This is a genomic window from Nocardioides acrostichi, from assembly GCF_015319165.1.
GTDB classification, from domain to species: Bacteria; Actinomycetota; Actinomycetes; order Propionibacteriales; family Nocardioidaceae; genus Nocardioides; species Nocardioides acrostichi.
Map to the genome: position 1 here is coordinate 280431 of NZ_JADIVZ010000001.1, position 18938 is coordinate 299368.

Below are 18938 nucleotides of genomic sequence, written 5' to 3' on the forward strand. Positions count from 1 at the left end.
GTCGGGAATGGTCCCTCGAGGGGTCGGGAAATGCTGACCGACGCGCGACGGCCTAGGCTGGCGAGAACATGACTGACACACCTCTGGACGCCGGCGTCCCGCGCCTGGCCGAGACCGTCTCCGAGGTCGAGGACGCCCTGCTCTCGCGGTGGCCCGAGACACGTATGGAGCCCTCTCTCGATCGCATCGGCGCGCTGATGGAGCTGCTCGGCGACCCACAACGCTCGTTCCGGGCGGTGCACCTGACCGGCACCAACGGCAAGACGTCGACGTCGCGCATGGTCGATGCCCTGCTGCGTGCCGTCGAGCTGCGCACCGGCCGGTTCACGAGCCCGCACGTGGAGCGCATGGCCGAGCGCATCGGCATCGACGGCGAGCCGCTCGACGACGAGGCGTTCGTGCGGGCCTTCAACGACATCGCGCCGTATCTCGCCATGGTCGACGACGACCAGCCGCACCCGCTGTCGTTCTTCGAGACCATGGTCGGCACGGCCTACGCCGCCTTCGCCGACGCACCCGTCGACGTCGCCGTCGTCGAGGTGGGCCTGGGGGGCGCGTGGGACGCCACCAACGTGATCGACGCCGACGTGGCGGTGCTGCTGCCCGTGGCGGTCGACCACGCGCGCTACCTGGGCGAGACGCCCGAAGCGATCGCGCAGGAGAAGGTCGGCATCGTCAAGCCGGGCTCGGTGGTGGTCTCGGCGCAGCAGACGCCCGAGGTCGCGGCGGTGGTGGCGGCGCGCGCGGCCGAGGTGGGCGCGACCGTGCTGACCGAGGGAGTCGACTTCGGCGTCGTCGCCCGCACGCCGGCCGTGGGCGGGCAGCTGGTCACCCTGCGGGGCGCTCGTGCCACCTACGAGGATCTCTTCGTGCCGCTCTACGGCGCCCACCAGGCGCAGAACGCCGCGGTCGCGCTGGCCGCCGTCGAGGCGTTCGTCGGTGGCCGGGAGCCACTCGACGGCGAACTCGTGAGTGCCGCCTTCGCCGAGGTCACCTCGCCCGCGCGGCTCGAGGTCGTGCGCCGCAGCCCGACCGTCATCCTCGACGCCGCCCACAACCCGCACGGCGCCGAGGCCACCGCCGCCGCGCTCGAGGACTCCTTCACCTTCGACCCGCTCATCGGCGTGGTCGGCGTCATGGGCGACAAGGACGCCGAGGGCCTGCTCGCCGCCCTGGAGCCGGCCCTGGCCCACGTGGTGGTCACGCAGAACTCCACCGCACGGGCGGTGCCGGCCGAGCAGCTCGCGGTGGTGGCGCGCGAGGTGTTCGGCGACGACCGCGTGAGCGTCGTCTCGAGGCTGGACGACGCCATCGCCGCGGCGGCCACGCTCGCGGAGGCCGGCGACAGCGTCGGATCCTCGATCGGGGCGGGAGCCGTCGTGGTCACCGGGTCGGTCGTCACCGCGGGGGAGGCCCGGACCCTGCTGGCGCGGCCCGAGCGTCGTCCGGCAGCGGGTGAGGAGGCGTGAACCGGTCGCCCCGTCGCGGCATGTGCGCCGCGATGCTGACCCTCGAGGCCATCACGCTGGGCCTCTCGACCCCGGTGATGATCGCGCTGACCGACGTGGGCACGGGAGCGGCGCTGGGCATCGGTCTGGGGCTGGCCGCGGTGTGCCTGGTGCTGGCCGGTCTGCTGCGCGCGGAATGGGCCTACCTGGCGGGCTGGATCGTGCAGGCGGCCGCGATCGCCCTCGGCTTCGTCGTGCCGGCCATGTTCTTCCTCGGCATCGTCTTCGGCCTGCTGTGGGGCACCGCCGACCTGCTCGGCCGGCGCATCGACCGCGAGCGCGCCGAGGCCTACGCCGCCCACGCCGCCGGGAGTGAGTGAGACCGAGGCGCTGCGTCCGCCGCGACGAGTGCCTCAGAGCACCCTCGCCAACGCGTCGAGCACCCGCTCGAGCTCGTCGTCGGTGCACGCGCCGAAGCCGAGCACCAGCCCTTCGAGACCGGCACTGCGGCAGTAGTCGCTCAGCGCGGGGATCTCGAAGCCCGCCCGGCGGGCCTCGGCGCGGGCCGCGTCGGCCAGCTCGCGCGGCAGCTCGACGGCGGCGTACATGCCAGCCACCGGGCCGGTCAGGCGTCCGCGGAAGGCCTCGGCGACGCGGGCGGCACGCGCGGCGTAGACCCGGCGCGCGGAGCGCACGACGCGATCGACGTACCCCTCTCGCAGCAAGGCCAGATAGGCACGCTGCACCGGCCAGGGCGCGGTGTCGTGGGTCAGGGCTCGGTGTCGGTCGAGCTCCGGCGTCAGGGCGGGTGGCGCCACCAGCCAGCCCAGGCGCAGGCTCGGCGCCACCGACTTCGAAGCCGTACCCAGGTAGGCCACCCGCTCACGGTCGAGGCTCGCCAACGCGGGCACCGGGGCCACGTCGTAGCGGAACTCGGAGTCGTAGTCGTCCTCGATCACCCACGAGCCGGACTCGCGGACGGTCGCGAGCAACCGCAGCCGCGTCGCGCCCGGCATCGTCGCGCCCAGCGGGTGCTGGTGGGCCGGCGTGACGTAGGCGGCGGCCGTGCCCGCGAGGTCGACGTCGGCGGCCAGCGCAGGGAGGTCGCGCACGGTGCGTCCGGCGGAGCGCACCGTCTCGACCGCGGCCCGGTAGCCGGGATCCTCGATCCCGATGGGGCCCGGGGGGAGGGCCACGAGCAGATGGCGCAGCCCATCGGTGGTGCCGCAGCACACGCGCACCTCGTCGGGGTCGACGTCTAGACCGCGCAGACGGGCCAGCCGCTCGGCCAGGGCGATGCGCAGTTCGAGGAGCCCGCGCGGGTCGTCGTAGCCGCGCGGCGGCGTGCTGGCCGCGACCTCGCGCCAGGCGCGTCGCCACGACGCGGCATGGCGCGGATCGATCCAGGGGGTGCCCGTGTCGAGGCGCACCAGGCCGCCGGCGGCGGCCTCAGGCGCCCGCCGGCGAGGACGCGCTGCGGGCGCGGCTCGCCCCGCTGCCACGAACGTGCCCGAGCCGTGGCGGCCCTCCAGCCACCCCTCGGCCACCAACTGGGCGTAGGCCTGCTCCACGATCGAGCGGGCCACCCCGAGGTCGCGCGCGAGCGCGCGACTGGAGGGCAGGGCGTCACCGGGGCGCAGGCGTCCGTCGGTCACCTGGGTGCGGATGCCGCTGCTCAGCTGCACCCCCAGGGGGCGGGTGAGGGAGCGGTCGAGGGCGACCGTGAGGGTGCGCAACGAAGTGGCCTGTCGAGATAGTCGAAGAGTGGCACTTTCTACCAGGCCACCGAGTCGACACGATGATCGCATGACCTCCTCGCCGTGCGCTCCGCACTCCACCTCCCTGCCGCCGCTCTCGCCCACCGCTCGCACCACGCCCACCCGAGGCCGCATCCGCCAGGTGGTCGAGCGCGAGCGACTCCACGAGGTGCTGCGCGAGGCGCTGGTCGCCCACCTGGGATTCGTGCGTGACGCGGGGACCGGCGACGCCTCGACCGTCCGGCCGGTGGTGCTGCCGGTCGCCATCGCCGTCGACCCCGAGGGGCCCGATGAGGGGGGCACGCTCTACGTGCACGGATCGGTGGCGGCCGGGTGGGCCGAGTCCGTGATCGGTCAGGAGGTGTGTGTCAGCGTCACCCTCCTCGACGGCCTGGTCGCGGCGCGGTCGGGCTTCCACCACTCCATGAACTACCGCAGCGCTGTGGTGCTGGGCACGGCGCGGCGGGTCGACGACGAGGAGGAGCGCCTCCGGGCACTCGCCGCGGTGGTCGACCACATGGTGCCCGGCCGCTCCGCCACCCTGCGCCCGGTGAGCCGCAAGGAACTCGCGGCGACGCTGGTGCTCGCCGTCCCGCTCGCGGAGGCCTCGCTCAAGGTGCGCGCGGGAGGCCCGGTCGACGACGAGGCCGACGTCGCCTCCGGGGTGTGGGGAGGTCACGTGCCGATCCGGCTGGTCGCGGGTGAGGCGGTGCCGGCCGCCGACGCCGACGGCCCGGTACCCGATGACGTCGCCGCCCGGATCGCCGCGCTGCGCTGACCGGCCCACGCCGCGGTGCCCTCGGCCCGCCGACCGGCGAGCGGTCGATGCCCGGGCCTCGATAGGGTCGCCCCCATGACGCAGCAGAGCCTTGTCCTGGTGAAGCCCGATGGAGTGAAGCGGGGTCTGACCGGAGAGATCGTGCGCCGCATCGAGGCGAAGGGCTACACACTGGCCCGGCTCGAGCTGCGCACCGCCACTCGCGACCTGCTCGCGCAGCACTACGCCGAGCACGAGGGCAAGCCGTTCTACGAGCCGCTCGTGGAGTTCATGCTCTCGGGTCCGGTGGTGGCCATGGTCGTCGAGGGCCATCAGTGCATCCCCGGCTTCCGCTCGCTGGCCGGAGCCACCGACCCCACGGCTGCCGCCCCGGGCACCATCCGCGGCGACCTCGGCCGCGACTGGGGGCTCGCCGTGCAGCAGAACCTCGTGCACGGCTCGGACTCCGAGGAGTCCGCCGCCCGCGAGATCGGGATCTGGTTCCCCGCCTGATCCACCCTCGACGTCTCATCCGAGCCTCACGTTTGGTCGAGAACTGCACCCCAAAGCGCGTTTTTACCCTCGTTTGGGACCAAACGACGCCCCGGCCCTGCGCGACCGCGGCTCCGGGTGACTCCCTCGGCGTGCCTCCCGGCTCCGGGGGACGTCGCTCCCTACCCTGACCAGCAGGGTCGCTCGAGTGTGCGCGCGGGGTGACCCACCTTCCCCAAGGCCCCAAGGTCAGCCGCGCACAGAGACCCTGCGGAGCGACCCGGCATGGCGAACAGCATCTTCGGCCGCGACATGGCCGTCGACCTCGGCACCGCCAACACCCTCGTCTACGCCCGCGGCAAGGGCGTGCTGCTCGACGAGCCGAGCGTGGTGGCGTTGAACGCGACCACGGGCGAGATCCTCGCCGTCGGCCACGAGGCGAAGCGCATGATCGGCCGCACGCCCGAGGGCATCACCGCCATCCGCCCGTTGAAGGACGGCGTGATCGCCGACTTCGAGGCGACCGAGCAGATGCTGCGCTGGTTCATCACCCAGGTGCACCGTCGGCGCGCCTACGCCAAGCCGCGCATGGTGATCTGCGTGCCGAGCGGCATCACGGCCGTCGAGCAGCGAGCGGTCAAGGAGGCCGGCTACCAGGCCGGCGCTCGCCGCGTCTACATCGTCGAGGAGCCGATGGCCGCCGCGATCGGTGCCGGCCTGCCGGTGCACCAGGCCACCGGCAACATGGTCGTCGACGTCGGCGGCGGCACCACCGAGGTGGCCGTCATCAGCCTCGGGGGCATCGTCACCAGTCTCTCCATCCGTACCGCGGGCGACGACCTCGACGCCGCGATCATCGCGTGGATGAAGAAGGAGTACTCCCTCATGCTCGGCGAGCGCACCGCCGAGGAGGTCAAGATGACCCTCGGCTCGGCGTTCCCCCTGCCCGACGAGCCGGAGGCCGAGATCCGCGGCCGCGACATGATCTCGGGCCTGCCGCGCACCGTGCTGGTCTCGAGCGCCGAGGTGCGCCAGGCCCTCGAGGAACCACTGCACGCGATCGTCGACGCGGTGCGCAGCACCCTCGACCAGACTCCGCCCGAGCTCGCGGGCGACATCATGGACCGCGGCATCGTGCTCACCGGCGGCGGCGCCCTGCTGCGCGGCCTCGACGAGCGGCTGCGCCACGAGACCGGCATGCCGGTGCACGTCGCCGAGGATCCGCTCACCTCGGTGGCCCTCGGCGCCGGTAAGTGCGTCGAGGAGTTCGAGGCCCTCCAGCAGGTGCTCGTCACCGGCCCGCGGCGGTTCTGATGACCGACCTGCTCGAGCGTCCGTCGTCGGCCACCCCGCCCTCCCGCCCTCCGCGCGGATCGGGCCGAGGACGCCGCTCCCGTCTCGCGCGCGCCGAGCGTCGTGAGCGGCGCTGGCACCTGGGCGGTCTGGGATCCTCCGGTGAACGGCCGCAGCCCAGCCGTTCACTGCTGGTCGCGCTGGTCCTGGCCAGCGCGACGCTGGCCACGCTCGACCTCTCCACCGGTTCGCACAGTCCGCTGGAGCCGGTGCGTGGTGCGGTCGCCGACGTCGTCGGGCCGTTCGAGTCGGGCACCTCGACGATCGTCCGGCCGCTCGCGGGGGTGCCGGACTGGTTCCGCTCCCGCTCGACGCTGTCCGACCAGGTCGACGCGCTCACGCAGGAGAACCAGCAGCTGCGCTCCGAGCTCAACGCGGCGCCCTACGACGCCAACCGGCTTGCGGAGTACGACAAGCTCACCGCTGCGGCCTCCGACCTGGGCACCTCGTTGCTGCCGGCGCGCGTGATCGGCTACGGGCCGGCCCAGTCGTTCTCGAGCACCGTCACCCTCGACGCCGGTTCGGATGCCGGCCTGCGCCCCGACATGACCGTCGTCAACGGCGATGGCCTGGTCGGCCGGATCCTGCGCACGAGCCGCTCGACCAGCACGGTGCTGCTCATCACCGACCCCGACTCCACCGTGGGTGCCCGGGTCGGCGACACCCTCGCCATGGGCTTCCTGCGCGGTCGCGGGGTGCTCGGCGACGACGGTCGCCTCGACCTCGAGCTCGTCGACGACTCCGCGGTGCCTGCCCGCGCCGACACGGTCGTGACCTGGGGCAGCACCGGGGGAGCCCCCTATGTCGCCGGAGTGCCGATCGGCCGGGTCACGCACGTGTACTCCTCGGTGCGCGAGACCTCCCAGCGCATCGTGGTCGACCCGTACGTCGACTTCGGCGCCCTCGACGTCGTCGGGGTCGTCGTACCGACAGGCACCCAGAGTGATCGTGCGCTCATCGGTGCCGACGGCGAGCTCGGCGGCCAGTCCGCTGCTGGAGAGGCACGATGACGGCGCTGCGAGCCGCGGCGGCCGCGGGCGCCGTCGTCCTGGCGATGGTGCTCCAGGTCTCGCTCTTCCCGCACCTGGCCTGGCAGGGTGTGGTGCCCAACCTCGTGCTGCTGGTGGTCGTCGCGGTGGCGCTCACCCGCGACCCGCAGCTGGCGCTCGTCACGGGCTTCCTCGCCGGGGCGCTGCTCGACCTGGCCCCACCCGCCGATCACGTCGCCGGGCGCTGGGCGCTGGCGCTGACCGTGGTCGCCTACGTCGCCTGCCGCGTGCGCCCCGAGACCCGTGCCTCGGCGCTGACGGTCGTCTCGACGGTCGCTGCGTGCTCGTTCGTCGGCACGTCGCTCTACGCGCTCACCGGGCTGGTGCTCGGCGACGGTGTCGGCAGTGCCGGGGAACTGTTGCAGGTGGTCGCGCTGTCGCTGGTCTGGGACGTCGTGCTCACGCCGTTCGTGCTGCCGCCGCTGCTGGCGCTGTTCACGCGGCTCGAGCCCGCGCGGATGGGCTGAGCACATGGGCAACCCGCTCGCGCGCGACTCCGAGGCGGCCGCCAGTCGCACCTCGCGGCTGCGCATCGTCGTCATCCAGGCGCTCGTCTTCAGCCTGTTCGCCACGCTGCTGGTGCGGCTGTACTACCTCCAGGTCGTCTCCGGGGAGGCCTACCACGCCCAGGCGGCCTCGCAGTCGGTGCGCGACATCGTGGAGCAGCCGCAGCGCGGCCTCGTCGTCGACGACCAGGGAAGGCCGCTGGTCGCGAATCGGCTGGCGTGGGTGATCTCGGTCGACCGCACCCTGCTGGGCAAGCTGGGCGGTCGCGACCGCCGCGAGGTGCTCGACCGCGTCGCGGCACTCACCCACTCCACGCGCGCAGCGATCGAGAAGAAGCTCATCACGTGCGGCGAGTCCGGCGCGGTCACGGGCACCTGCTGGAACGGCTCGCCGTTCCAGCCCGTTCCGGTGGCCTCCGACGTCGCCCGCGGGGTCGCGCTCAAGGTGCTCGAGCAGCCCGAGCAGTACCCCTCGGTGCTCGCCGAGCAGCAGAGCGTGCGCGCCTATCCGCAGCCGTACGGCGTCAACCTGGCCCACGTGCTCGGCTACCTCAGCCCCATCACCGGCGACGAGCTGACCGCGGCGGAGAAGGACGGCGACGACTCGGTCAACGGAGCCAGCGTCGTGGGCCGCGCCGGTGTCGAGAAGGAGTACGACTCCTGGCTGCGCGGTGTGCCCGGATCCCGCTCGGTCACCGTCGACTCGATGGGCCGCGTGCTCGGTGACTCCGGTGAGATCGCCGCCCGCCCGGGAGACACCCTGGTCACCTCCATCGACGCCAAGGTGCAGTCGGTGGTCGAGAAGCAGCTGGCCGAGACCATCAAGACCGCCCGCGCCACGTACGACCCCGTCACGCACAAGAACTACGTGGCCGACTCCGGCGCCGCGGTGGTGCTCGAGGCGAAGACCGGCCGCGTCGTCGCGATGGCCAGCCAGCCCACCTACGACCCCTCGGTGTGGGTCGGCGGCATCACCGACAGCCAGCTCGCCCGCCTCTACTCCGAGGCCGCGGGGACGCCGCTGCTGGCCCGCGCCACCCAGGGGCAGTTCGCGCCCGGCTCGACCTGGAAGCCGTTCATGACCGCGGGGGCGCTGACCCACGGGTTCTCGGAGAACACCCTGCTGAACTGCTCGAACTCGTTTCGCGTGGGCAACCGGGACTTCAAGAACTATGAGTCCGAGGCGTTCGGCATGATCACGTTCGCCCGTGCCCTCGAGGTCTCGTGCAACACCTTCTTCTACCGGGTGGGCTACCACTTCTGGCAGCAGTCCGGTGGCAACGCCGACGACGTGAACGCCGAGGATCCACTGGTCGACGAGGCCAAGACCTTCGGGTTCGGCCAGCGCACCGGCATCGACCTGCCGGGCGAGGCCTCGGGCCGCATCGCCGACCGCAAGTGGAAGCTGGCCTACTACAAGTCGATGAAGAGCTACTACTGCGGCATCGCCCACAAGCCGCAGACCGACGACACCTCCGACTTCGTCTACCAGTTCGCCCGGGAGTTCTGCGTCGACGGCTACGCCTATCGCGCCGGTGACGCCGCCAACTTCGCCATCGGCCAGGGCGACACCCTCGTCACCCCGCTCCAGTTGGCGCGCGCGTACGCCGCATTGTCCAACGGCGGCACCCTGTATGCCCCGCGTGTCGGCAAGGCTATCGTCGGCTCCGACGGCAAGGTCATCGAGCGGATCCCACCCAAGAAGGTGGGCTCGGTCGACCTGCCCGCCGACACCCTCGCCTACATCGACAACGCCCTGCAGGGCGTGACCCGCGAGGGCACGATGTCCTGGCGCATGATCGGCTTCCCGCTCGACCAGGTGGCGATCCGCTCGAAGACCGGCTCGGCGGAGGTCTACGGCAAGCAGTCGACCTCGTGGGTCGCCTCGTACTCCAAGGACTACGTCGTGGTGATGATGGTCAGCCAGGGCGGTACCGGCTCGGGGACGTCGGGCCCCGCCGTCCGCAAGATCTGGGAGTCGCTCTACGGCATCGACGGCGAGAGCGTCGACCCGAAGCGCTCGGCGATCCCCGGAACGCTCGAGCCGGAACGGCTGCCCACCTTCGCCGCCGACGGGACGATCCTGCCGCCGTCCACCGAGCCGCGTGACCAGAGCACCCGGAAGGGCGACAACTGATGGCCGTGCTCGCACCCGAGACGCGCGCACGCACCGCAGGCGTGCGCCCGACATCGGCGCTGGGAACGCGCCCGCAGCTGCGCTGGGCCGCCCTCGACTGGTGGCTGATGGGCGCCGTGCTCGGTCTGCTCGTGCTCGGCACGCTGCTGGTGTGGTCGGCCACGGCGGGTCGCGCCGACCTCACCGGGGGTGACCCGCGCGCCTACCTGGGCAAGCAGTTGACCAACATCGCCATCGGCGGCGTGCTCATGCTGGGCGTGCTCGTGGCCGATCACCGCTGGGTGCGGATCGCGGCCCCGGTGGCCTACCTCGCCTCGATCGTCGGCTTGGTCCTGGTGCTGGTGGCGGGCTCGACCATCAACGGCTCGCGTTCGTGGCTGATGCTGGGCGGTCTGTCGATCCAGCCGGCCGAGTTCGCCAAGCTGGCGGTGGTCATCGGGATGGCGCTCGTGCTCGCGCAGCGGGCCGCGGGGCGCTGGCGCGCACGGGTGGGTCTGGTCGACGTCGTCCTCATGCTCGCGATCGCGGGCGTGCCGGCGCTGCTGATCCTGCTCCAGCCCGACCTCGGCACCATGTTGGTGCTCACCGCCACCGTGCTGGGCGTGCTGGCCGTCTCAGGAGCGCCGCGCCGCTGGCTCGCGCTGCTCGGCCTCGGCGGCATCACCGCGGCCGTCGTCGCCGTCGTCGGCGGGGTGCTCAAGCCCTACCAGATCGACCGGTTCATGGCGTTCACGAATCCCGACCTCGACCCACGCGGCGCCGGCTACAACGTCGAGCAGGCGCGTATCGCGGTCGGTAACGGGGGCCTCTTCGGCGAGGGGCTCTTCCACGGTTCCCAGACCAACTCCGGCTTCGTGCCCGAACAGCACACCGACTTCGTCTTCACCGTGGCCGGTGAGGAACTGGGTCTGGTGGGGGCCGGACTCCTCATCGCCTTGCTCGGGGTGGTGCTGTGGCGCGCCTTGCACATCGCCACGCACACCGACGACGTCTTCGGTCGTGTCGCGGCCGCCGGCATCGCCTGCTGGTTCGGCTTCCAGGCCTTCCAGAACATCGGCATGTGTCTGGGCATCATGCCGGTCACCGGCGTGCCACTGCCGTTCGTCTCCTACGGAGGCTCCTCGATGTTCGCCGGGCTGCTAGCGGTCGGGCTGCTCCAGAACATCCACCTCCGAGCGACGGCGGCCGTGCCGAACCGCTACCGCGCGCCGGCGGCGCGCGTCAGGGGCTGACGGAGAAGAACACGAACGTGGCCAGCAGCACCAGGTGCACCAGGCCCTGGAGCGCCTTAGCGCGACCCTGCACGACCGTCAGCGTGGAGACGACCACGGTGATGACCAGCAGCGTGATCTGCATCGGCTCCAGGCCCAGCACCAACGGGCCGTCGAGCCAGACCGTGGCCAGGGCGATGGTCGGGATGGTGAGGCCGATGGAGGCCATCGCCGAGCCGTAGGCCAGGTTGAGTGAGATCTGCACCCGGTCGCCCCGCGCGTTGCGCACCGCGGCGATCGACTCCGGGGCCAACACCAGCAGCGCGATCACGACACCCACGACGGCGTAGGGGAACCCCAAGGCGTCGACGCCGCTCTCGATGGTGGGGGAGAGCAGCTTGGCCAGCCCGACCACGGCCACGAGTGAGACGACCAGCAGGCCCAGGCTCGTCCAGGCCGCCGACGTGGACGGCGCGGGCGCGTGCACGCTCTCGTCGTCCGCCCCCGGCCCGACGGGCACGAAGAAGTCGCGGTGCTGCACGGTCTGGGTGAAGAGGAACGATCCGTAGAGCACGAGCGAGGCGATCGCGGCGAAGGCGAGCTGGGAGCCCGAGTACTCCAGGCCTGCGGCCGACACCGTGAAGCCCGGCAGCACCAGGCACACCGAGGCCAGGGCGACGACGGTGGAGAGGGCGGAGCCGGTGCCGGCGGCGTTGAAGCTCACCAGGTGGTGTCGCCAGGCGCCGATGAGCAGGGAGAGGCCCGCGATGCCGTTGAGGGTGATCATCAGGGCCGCGAACACCGTGTCGCGGGCGTAGGTCGAGGCGCCGTCGCCGCCTCCGGCCATGAGCATCACGATGAGGCCGACCTCGATGGCGGTCACCGCGACCGCGAGCACCAGCGAGCCGAAGGGCTCGCCGACCTTGTGAGCCACCACCTCCGCGTGGTGCACGGCCGCCAGCACCGAGCCGCCCACGCCGAGCGCGATCAGCACGAGCACGATCGGATGCTCGTGGTGTGCCCAGGTGGCGATCAGGAGAACCAGCGAAGCGAGGGGGACGAGCGTGGTCGGATGCTTGAGGAGGTCGACTCCGGAGGGTGCACTCGCCATGGTGCGCAGAGTAGGGGGGTGAGCATCATGACCCGGCAGGGGACTGCCCTTGGCGGCGCCAGCGCCTAGCATCGTTGCTGATGACAACCGCGAACCCCGCGCCAGCGACGTCTGGCGAGTACACCCACCGCCAGATCCTCACGATCTTGTCGGGCCTGATGCTCGGCATGTTCCTGGCTGCGCTCGACCAGACGATCGTCAGCACCTCGATCCGCACCATCGCCGACGACCTGCAAGGGCTCTCGATCCAGGCGTGGGTGACGACGGCCTACCTGATCACCTCGACGATCACGACGCCGATCTACGGCAAGCTGGGTGACAACTACGGTCGCAAGAAGCTCTTCATGTTCGCGATCTCGTTGTTCATCGTGGGCTCGGCGCTGTGCTCGTTCGCCGGCTCGATGTACCAGCTCGCAGCCTTCCGAGCCGTGCAGGGCCTGGGCGCCGGTGGCGTCATGTCGCTGGTGCTCGCGATCATCGGCGACATCGTCAGTCCGCGCGAGCGGGCCAAGTACACCGGCTACTTCATGGCGGTCTTCGGCACCTCCTCGGTGGTGGGGCCGGTCATCGGTGGCTTCCTGGCCGGCCGCGACACGCTGCTGTTCATGTCGGGGTGGCGCTGGGTGTTCCTGGTGAACGTGCCCATCGGCATAGCCGCCCTGGCTGTGGTGTTCAAGACCCTGCACGTCTCCTCAGAGCGCCGCAACCTGCGCGTGGACTGGTGGGGCGCGCTGACCCTCACCGTCGGCCTGGTGCCGTTGCTGCTGGTGGCCGAGCAGGGTCGCGATTGGGGCTGGCTCTCCGGGCGCTCACTGGCCTGCTACGTGATCGGCGCGGTCGGCATCGTGGCGTTCGTGTTCGCCGAGAGGGTGATGGGCGAGGCCGCTTTGATCCCGCTGCGCATCTTCCGCAGCAGGGCCGTCTCCGTCACGATCGCGGCCAGCGTGATCGTGGGCATGGCGATGTTCGGCGGCATCATGATCCTGCCGCTCTACATGCAGATCGTGCACGGGGCGACGCCCACCGAGTCCGGCTTCCTCATGTTGCCGATGGTCACCGGCATGATGCTCACCTCGATCGTCTCGGGGCGCATGATCTCCAGGACCGGCCACGTGCGCACGTTCCCGATCGTCGGCACGGCCATCGTGGCCGTCTCGCTCTTCGCGCTCTCGTTCTCGTCGGCCGACTCCGCGCTCTGGCTGGTCGGTCTCGGCATGTTCGTGTTGGGCATCGGGCTCGGCAACTGCATGCAGCCGCTCATGCTCGTGGTGCAGAGTGCGGTCGCGCCCACCGAGATCGGTGTGGCCACCAGTTCCGCCACCTTCTTCCGCCAGACCGGCGGCACCCTGGGCGTGGCGATCTTCCTCTCGATCCTGTTCTCCACGGTCGGCGGCAACATCTCCACCGAGGTGCAGCAGTCCAGTCAGGATCCCGCCTTCCAGCAGGCGGTGCAGCGCTCGGTCGGCACCGACCCCTCGGCCCTGGCCGGGCTCGGCGCCAAGGTCCAAGACGACTCCTCGGTGCTCACGACGCTGCCCGATGTCGTCGCGCACCCCTTCAAGGCGGGCTTCGCCGAGTCGATGGACGTCGTGTTCCTGACCGCCTCGCTCGTCGCGCTGCTCGGATTCCTCATCCTGCTGCTCCTCCCAGCCGTGGAACTGCGCTCCACCTCGGCCATGGCCGAACGCGCCGCCGCGGCCGGAACTGCCGCCACCCAGCCCGCCTCCGAACGACCCTGACCCGTCGCCAGTTTTCCGCTGACCCGTCGCCAGTTTTCGACTGACCTGCCACGAGTTTTCTCCGCCGAGGGTTCGGGGAGGAGGGAACGCGCCACGTAGGCTGGGCCGCTGACCTGCCTGCCCCCATCACCGTGAGGTACCCCGCATGCCTGCGTCCGCCGTCCGTGCTCGCGGCGAGTCCGTCTTCGAGCGGCTCGAGCCGCACCTGCCGTCCGTCTCCAAGCCGATCCAGTACGTCGGCGGCGAGCTGAACTCGACGGTCAAGGAGTGGCGCGCGGCTCCCGAGGGCCCCACGGTGCGCTGGGCGCTGATGTACCCCGACGCCTACGAGGTCGGCCTGCCCAACCAGGGCGTGCAGATCCTCTACGAGGTGCTCAACGAGCGCGACTGGATCGTCGCCGAGCGCACCTACGCCGTGTGGCCCGACATGGAGCAGGTGCTGCGCACCCACGGCATCCCGCAGTTCACCGTCGACGCGCACCGACCGGTCGGTGACTTCGACGTGTTCGGGCTCAGCTTCTCCACCGAGCTCGGCTACACGAACATGATCAACGCGATCGACCTCGCCGGCTTCCCGCTGCACGCGGTCGACCGCGACGAGTCGCATCCCGTCGTGCTCGCAGGCGGGCACGCGGCGTTCAATCCCGAGCCGATCTCCGACTTCATCGACGCCGCCGTGCTCGGCGACGGCGAGGAGGTCGTGCTCGCCATCTCCGAGGTCGTGCGCGAGTGGAAGGCCGAGGACCGCCCCGGCGGCCGCGACGAGCTGCTGCGTCGCCTCGCGGTGACCGGCAACGTCTACGTGCCGCGCTTCTACGACGTGACCTACGCCCACGACGGCCAGATCGAGGCCGTGGTGCCGAATCGCCCCGGCATCCCGTTCTCGGTGCGCAAGCACACGCTGATGGACCTCGACGCCTGGCCCTACCCGGCCAAGCCGCTGGTGCCGCTGGCCGAGACCGTGCACGAGCGGTTCAGCGTCGAGATCTTCCGCGGCTGCACCCGCGGCTGCCGGTTCTGCCAGGCCGGCATGATCACCCGCCCCGTGCGCGAGCGCTCGATCAACACCATCGGCGACATGGTCGAGAACGGCATCCGCAGGTCCGGCTTCGAGGAGGTCGGCCTGCTCTCGCTCTCCAGCGCCGACCACACCGAGATCGGCGACATCGCCACCGGCCTGGCCGACCGCTACGAGGGCTCCAACGTGTCGCTCTCGCTGCCCTCGACCCGCGTCGACGCCTTCAACATCACCCTGGCCAACGAGTTCTCCCGCAACGGACGCCGCTCCGGGCTCACCTTCGCCCCCGAGGGCGGCAGCGAGCGGATGCGCAAGGTCATCAACAAGATGGTGACCGAGGAGGACCTCATCCGCACCGTGGCCGCCGCCTACAGCCACGGCTGGCGCCAGGTGAAGCTCTACTTCATGTGCGGTCTGCCCACCGAGACCGACGACGACGTGCTGCAGATCGCCGACCTCGCCAAGAAGGTCATCGCCAAGGGCCGCGAGGTGTCGGGGCGCAACGACGTGCGCTGCACCGTCTCGATCGGCGGGTTCGTGCCCAAGCCGCACACGCCGTTCCAGTGGGCCGCCCAGCTCGACCCCGAGACCACCGACGCCCGACTCGCCAAGCTGCGCGACGCCGTCCGCTCGGACAAGAAGTACGGGCGTGCCATCGGTTTCCGGTACCACGACGGCCAGCCCGGCATGATCGAGGGACTCCTCTCCCGCGGCGACCGCCGCGTCGGGCGCGTCATCGAGCAGGTCTGGCGCGACGGCGGCCGCTTCGACGGCTGGAGCGAGCACTTCAGCTTCGAGCGCTGGGTCGCCGCCGCCGAGCAGGCGCTCGCCGGCACCGACGTCGATCTGGAGTGGTTCACCACCCGCGAGCGCGACTACGACGAGGTACTGCCCTGGGACCACCTCGACTCCGGCCTCGACAAGGACTGGCTGTGGGGTGACTGGGAGGACGCCCTCGCGGTCGCCGACGGCTCGGCCGACATCGAGATCGAGGACTGCCGTTGGACGCCGTGCTACGACTGCGGCGTGTGCCCCGAGATGGGCACCGAGATCCAGGTCGGCCCCACCGGGCAGAAGCTGCTGCCGCTCAGCGTGGTGTGAGCGGCAGCCAGGCCGTCCGTCGTGCCGGGCCCGGGGACGACGCCGCACTGGCCGCCCTGCGGCGAACCTGGGTGGAGGAGATCCGACACCAGCCGGTCGACGACCCCACCTTCCCCGAGCGGTTCGCCGCCTGGCTCGAGGCGGAGCGGCACCAGCGGCTGACCTGGGTCGTCGAGCATGCGGGCGAGGTGGTCGGCATGCTCAACGTGCTGGTGTTCACCCGGATGCCCAAGCCGGGAGCACCGACCAGCCGGTGGGGCTACCTGGCGAACTTCTACGTGCTCTCAGACCATCGCAACGGCGGACTGGGAGCGCTGATGCTCACCCAAGCGCTGGCGGAGTGCGACGCCGAGGGCTTCGTACGGGTCGTGCTCAGCCCGAGCTCCCGGTCGCGCTCGCTCTACACCCGCGCCGGGTTCGGCCCAGCCGACGGTCTGCTCGTGCGTCCCGGGGGCAAGACCGAGGAGTTGGCCTGACGGCACGCCTCTTCTAGACGGACGTAGTGAAGAGACGTCGTACGGCGCGGTGGCCCAGGTGGGTGGAGAGAAAGACTCGTTGGCTACGTTCGGTTACGAGACGTCGAGCGCCAAGGCGCCGGCGAAGCCGAGCATCACCACGCCGGTCACGCCGTCGACCCCTCGGCGGAAGCCGGACCGGTCGAACACCGCCGCCGCACGCCGGGCCAGCCACACGATCGCCAGCTGCACCACCGCGCCGATGGCGGTGAGGGTCAGCGCGTAGGCGAGCAGCGTGGGCACCCCGGCGTCGGAGCCGACGAACTGTGGCAGCACCGCGAGGTTGAACGCCAGCACCTTCGGGTTGGTGATGTTGCAGACGAAACCCTGCCGGAAGGCCCGCACGGCGCCGACGCGTGCGCCGGGTGTGCCGAGCGTCCACCCCTCGCCGCCGCGCCACGCACCGAGGAGCGCCGAGACACCGAGCCACGCCAGGTACGCCACGCCGATCCAGCGCACCACCGCGAACACGTGCTCGGACGACGCCAGCAGCGCTCCCAGACCCGTCGCGGCGAGCGTGCCCTGCACGGCACCGGCGACCGAGACCCCGAAGGTCGTGGCCAGCCCGCGCCGGTGCCCACCGACGACCGAGGCGCGCAGCACCAAGAACGTGTCCGGGCCGGGCGCCACCGCGAGCAGCGTGCAGAACGCCACGAACGAGAGGTAGGTCTCCACGGGCGCGAGGTTACTGCCGGTGCCGGGTCACGACGTACACGCCGGTCACACGCCGGTGGTCGGTCCGCTGGAGTCGCCGTCGCGCACCGAGCCGGTGCTCGGGTGTGCGGGGTCGCCCACGACGCAGAGGGCGGTGCGGTCCTCGAACCGGGTCCAGGAGTCGGCCGTGGGGGCGATGGTCCAGAGCATGTCCAGGGTCAGGCTGCGCGAGCTGTCGAGACGCCGCAAGTGCGGTACGCACTTGCGTGTCGCCATCCGCTGCACCCGGTTGGTGCCGGGGAAGTCCTTCGTGCCGATCCGCACCACCGCTGCCACCTCGAACTGGTGCAGGTCGGAGCAGGGCTTGGCGTCGACCTGCACGATCTGCGGTGATTCGGCGGCGAGTTCGGCGCTGTCGAAGCAGTCGTGCTCGCGCAGGTCGAGGGTGGAGAGCCGGCCCTCCGCCTCGATCTGGCCGTCGGATCCGCGACCGGGGCCGGCGCCGGTGGTGCTCAGGGCGTCGAGGAACGCCGCGGGTGGGGCGATGGCGAGCCAGGCGGTCACGCCGACGACCCAGACCAGGCAGACGCCGAGCGCCGTCCAGGCCAGGCCGACGCCGCGGCGATCCCTGGCGGAACTGCCGGCGAGCACGATCAGGGCCAGGACCACGGCGCCGACCCAGGTCAGCACCAGGAAACCGAGTACCGCGAGCACCAGCGCCGCGACGGCCAGACCACGAGCCGCGCCTCGCCCGGGCGGCGGTGCCCCGCGCCAATCCTCGCCCGGAGCTCGCGGAGCCGGCTGCGCCGGGTACGAAGGCAACGGGCTGCTCATGGGCCCACTGTGTCACTGGCTGCGTCTTCGGTTGCGTCACCCGCGGTCGCACACCGTGTGGCGACCTGCTCCTCGATCGTCGCCGGCCGCACGACGTACGGCACGAGCACGAGCAGGGGCACGCACAGAGCCAGGAGGAACACGAGCGGCAGGCTCCACCCGTCGGAGGCGCCGTGCAGCACGCCCACGACGAACGGGCCGGCTGCCGCTATGAGGTAGCCCGTCGACTGCACGAACGCCGAGAGGGAGGCCGTGCCCTCGGCCGTGTCGGCGCGCAGGCCGATGAGGGTGAGCACGAGCGGGAAGCTCGTGGTGCCGATGCCGGCCAGCACGGCCCACAGCACGGCCAGCGATGCCGGCGCCACCAGCAGACCCGTGAAGGCGAACGGGAAGCACAGACACACGGCGCCGAGCACCAGTCCTGGACGACGACTACGCGCCAGGACGCCCGGTAGCCAGGCCGAGAGCGGGATGCTGGTGCCGGTGACCACGCCGACCAGCACCCCGGCCGTCGCCGCGGAGAAGCCGCTGTCGCGCCACAGCGTCGCGAACCAGCCGAAGATGACGTAGGCCTGCACCGACTGGAGACCGAAGAACCCGGCGAGGCCCAGCGCAAGGGGCGTGCGCGCCACGTCGCCGAGAGGCAGCGAGCCCCGGGCGCGGACGGCGGGCCGGTCGTGACGGGCGAGCACGCCCCAGGCGGCGACTCCCATCAGGGCGGGTGCGGCCCAGAAGCCGAGGCCCCAGCGCCACCCCTCGTCCCCGGGGGAGAGGGCCGCCCCCAGCGGCACCGTGGACACGAGGGCGAGCGTGAGTCCGACGGCGAGCAGTGTCGAGTAGAGCGCGGTCATGGCGCCCACGCGGTCGGGGGCGTGCCGCTTCACCAGTGACGGCAGCAGCACGTTGGCCAATGCGGTGCCTGCGAGCGCGAGCCCGCTGAGCAGCAGGAACGAGGGGGCGGAGCCGACCAGGGCGCGGCCCGCCAGCCCGGCCGTGACGGCGACCAGGGCGAGCAGCATCGCTCGGTGGAGTCCGAGTCGGGCGGCCACCCACGACGCTGCGGCACCCACGCACGCGAAGCACAGCACCGGCAGCGAGGTCAGGAGTCCCGCCTCCGGCCCCGAGAGGCCGACGCCGCGCTGCACCTCGTCGAGCACCGGCCCGATGCTCACCACGCCGGGGCGCAGGTTGACAGCGGTCAGCACCAGACCGATCAGGAACCACCAGCCCGAGCGCCTCACGCGGGTGATGGTGGC

At 71.6% G+C, this 18938-nt stretch carries 17 protein-coding genes; 12 read left to right on the forward strand and 5 right to left on the reverse strand.

The window, feature by feature from the left end; translation table 11 throughout:
* Positions 1-68 precede the first annotated feature (68 nt).
* Positions 69-1469, forward strand: coding sequence for a bifunctional folylpolyglutamate synthase/dihydrofolate synthase (locus tag ISG29_RS01330; RefSeq protein WP_194501558.1), 1401 nt, complete (start codon positions 69-71; stop codon positions 1467-1469).
* Positions 1466-1828: a DUF4233 domain-containing protein gene (locus ISG29_RS01335; protein WP_328827488.1), complete on the forward strand. Its 363-nt coding sequence runs from the start codon at positions 1466-1468 to the stop codon at positions 1826-1828. Before ISG29_RS01330 ends, ISG29_RS01335 begins: the two co-directional genes overlap by 4 nt.
* A gap of 33 nt (positions 1829-1861) precedes the next feature.
* Here ISG29_RS01335 and pdxR read toward each other — a convergent pair whose 3' ends face one another.
* Positions 1862-3184, reverse strand: coding sequence for a MocR-like pyridoxine biosynthesis transcription factor PdxR (pdxR, locus tag ISG29_RS01340; protein ID WP_194501559.1), 1323 nt, complete (start codon positions 3182-3184; stop codon positions 1862-1864).
* A 70-nt stretch (positions 3185-3254) separates the two neighbouring features.
* Here pdxR and ISG29_RS01345 point away from each other — a divergent pair, with 70 nt between their 5' ends.
* From ISG29_RS01345 to rodA, 7 genes are all read left to right on the forward strand, one after another.
* Positions 3255-3983, forward strand: coding sequence for a pyridoxamine 5'-phosphate oxidase family protein (locus tag ISG29_RS01345; protein ID WP_194501560.1), 729 nt, complete (start codon positions 3255-3257; stop codon positions 3981-3983).
* A 75-nt stretch (positions 3984-4058) separates the two neighbouring features.
* Positions 4059-4475 (forward strand): nucleoside-diphosphate kinase, encoded by a 417-nt coding sequence (ndk, locus tag ISG29_RS01350; RefSeq protein WP_194501561.1) that lies wholly within the window; start codon positions 4059-4061, stop codon positions 4473-4475.
* Between the two features lie 264 nt (positions 4476-4739).
* The gene (locus ISG29_RS01355) at positions 4740-5768 is read left to right on the forward strand and encodes a rod shape-determining protein (RefSeq protein WP_194501562.1); all 1029 of its coding nucleotides are present in this window, start codon (positions 4740-4742) and stop codon (positions 5766-5768) included.
* Positions 5768-6817, forward strand: a complete 1050-nt coding sequence (gene mreC, locus ISG29_RS01360; protein WP_194501563.1) for a rod shape-determining protein MreC — start codon at positions 5768-5770, stop codon at positions 6815-6817. Before ISG29_RS01355 ends, mreC begins: the two co-directional genes overlap by 1 nt.
* The gene (gene mreD / locus ISG29_RS01365; RefSeq protein ID WP_194501564.1) at positions 6814-7323 is read left to right on the forward strand and encodes a rod shape-determining protein MreD; all 510 of its coding nucleotides are present in this window, start codon (positions 6814-6816) and stop codon (positions 7321-7323) included. The genes mreC and mreD overlap by 4 nt, the downstream gene beginning before the upstream one ends.
* Positions 7324-7327: 4 nt before the next feature.
* Positions 7328-9499, forward strand: coding sequence for a penicillin-binding protein 2 (gene mrdA / locus ISG29_RS01370; protein ID WP_194501565.1), 2172 nt, complete (start codon positions 7328-7330; stop codon positions 9497-9499).
* The gene (gene rodA / locus ISG29_RS01375) at positions 9499-10731 is read left to right on the forward strand and encodes a rod shape-determining protein RodA (protein ID WP_194501566.1); all 1233 of its coding nucleotides are present in this window, start codon (positions 9499-9501) and stop codon (positions 10729-10731) included. Before mrdA ends, rodA begins: the two co-directional genes overlap by 1 nt.
* On the opposite strand, the gene ISG29_RS01380 is transcribed toward rodA, so the two are convergent.
* Positions 10721-11821: a calcium:proton antiporter gene (locus tag ISG29_RS01380; RefSeq protein ID WP_194501567.1), complete on the reverse strand. Its 1101-nt coding sequence runs from the start codon at positions 11819-11821 to the stop codon at positions 10721-10723. The two genes, rodA and ISG29_RS01380, sit on opposite strands and share 11 nt — an antisense overlap.
* Before the next feature lie 80 nt (positions 11822-11901).
* Between ISG29_RS01380 and ISG29_RS01385 the strand changes: the two genes are divergently transcribed.
* From ISG29_RS01385 to ISG29_RS01395, 3 genes are all read left to right on the forward strand, one after another.
* Entirely contained in the window at positions 11902-13560 is a 1659-nt protein-coding gene (locus ISG29_RS01385) for an MDR family MFS transporter (protein WP_194501568.1), read from the forward strand.
* Positions 13561-13705: 145 nt separating this feature from the next.
* A complete protein-coding gene (locus ISG29_RS01390) occupies positions 13706-15679 on the forward strand; it encodes a TIGR03960 family B12-binding radical SAM protein (RefSeq protein WP_194501569.1) in 1974 nt (657 codons plus the stop codon).
* The gene (locus tag ISG29_RS01395; RefSeq protein ID WP_194501570.1) at positions 15676-16155 is read left to right on the forward strand and encodes a GNAT family N-acetyltransferase; all 480 of its coding nucleotides are present in this window, start codon (positions 15676-15678) and stop codon (positions 16153-16155) included. Before ISG29_RS01390 ends, ISG29_RS01395 begins: the two co-directional genes overlap by 4 nt.
* Before the next feature lie 93 nt (positions 16156-16248).
* Here ISG29_RS01395 and ISG29_RS01400 read toward each other — a convergent pair whose 3' ends face one another.
* Genes ISG29_RS01400 through ISG29_RS01410 form a run of 3 tightly spaced genes read right to left on the reverse strand, consistent with a single transcriptional unit; the run spans position 16249 to position 18923 of the window.
* Positions 16249-16869: a LysE family translocator gene (locus ISG29_RS01400; RefSeq protein WP_194501571.1), complete on the reverse strand. Its 621-nt coding sequence runs from the start codon at positions 16867-16869 to the stop codon at positions 16249-16251.
* Between the two features lie 45 nt (positions 16870-16914).
* Positions 16915-17682 (reverse strand): hypothetical protein, encoded by a 768-nt coding sequence (locus tag ISG29_RS01405; protein ID WP_194501572.1) that lies wholly within the window; start codon positions 17680-17682, stop codon positions 16915-16917.
* Positions 17679-18923, reverse strand: a complete 1245-nt coding sequence (locus tag ISG29_RS01410) for an MFS transporter (protein ID WP_194501573.1) — start codon at positions 18921-18923, stop codon at positions 17679-17681. The genes ISG29_RS01405 and ISG29_RS01410 overlap by 4 nt, the downstream gene beginning before the upstream one ends.
* Positions 18924-18938: the final 15 nt, after the last annotated feature.

What these genes read in the sequence shown, in the direction of transcription:
- ISG29_RS01330 (WP_194501558.1), top strand. Translation starts at nt 69, where the DNA reads ATGACTGACACACCTCTGGACGCCGGCGTCCCGCGCCTGGCCGAGACC.
- ISG29_RS01345 (WP_194501560.1), top strand. Translation starts at nt 3,255, where the DNA reads ATGACCTCCTCGCCGTGCGCTCCGCACTCCACCTCCCTGCCGCCGCTC.
- ndk (WP_194501561.1), top strand. Translation starts at nt 4,059, where the DNA reads ATGACGCAGCAGAGCCTTGTCCTGGTGAAGCCCGATGGAGTGAAGCGG.
- ISG29_RS01355 (WP_194501562.1), top strand. Translation starts at nt 4,740, where the DNA reads ATGGCGAACAGCATCTTCGGCCGCGACATGGCCGTCGACCTCGGCACC.
- mreC (WP_194501563.1), top strand. Translation starts at nt 5,768, where the DNA reads ATGACCGACCTGCTCGAGCGTCCGTCGTCGGCCACCCCGCCCTCCCGC.
- mreD (WP_194501564.1), top strand. Translation starts at nt 6,814, where the DNA reads ATGACGGCGCTGCGAGCCGCGGCGGCCGCGGGCGCCGTCGTCCTGGCG.
- mrdA (WP_194501565.1), top strand. Translation starts at nt 7,328, where the DNA reads ATGGGCAACCCGCTCGCGCGCGACTCCGAGGCGGCCGCCAGTCGCACC.
- rodA (WP_194501566.1), top strand. Translation starts at nt 9,499, where the DNA reads ATGGCCGTGCTCGCACCCGAGACGCGCGCACGCACCGCAGGCGTGCGC.
- ISG29_RS01380 (WP_194501567.1), bottom strand. Translation starts at nt 11,821, where the DNA reads ATGGCGAGTGCACCCTCCGGAGTCGACCTCCTCAAGCATCCGACCACG.
- ISG29_RS01385 (WP_194501568.1), top strand. Translation starts at nt 11,902, where the DNA reads ATGACAACCGCGAACCCCGCGCCAGCGACGTCTGGCGAGTACACCCAC.
- ISG29_RS01390 (WP_194501569.1), top strand. Translation starts at nt 13,706, where the DNA reads ATGCCTGCGTCCGCCGTCCGTGCTCGCGGCGAGTCCGTCTTCGAGCGG.
- ISG29_RS01405 (WP_194501572.1), bottom strand. Translation starts at nt 17,682, where the DNA reads ATGAGCAGCCCGTTGCCTTCGTACCCGGCGCAGCCGGCTCCGCGAGCT.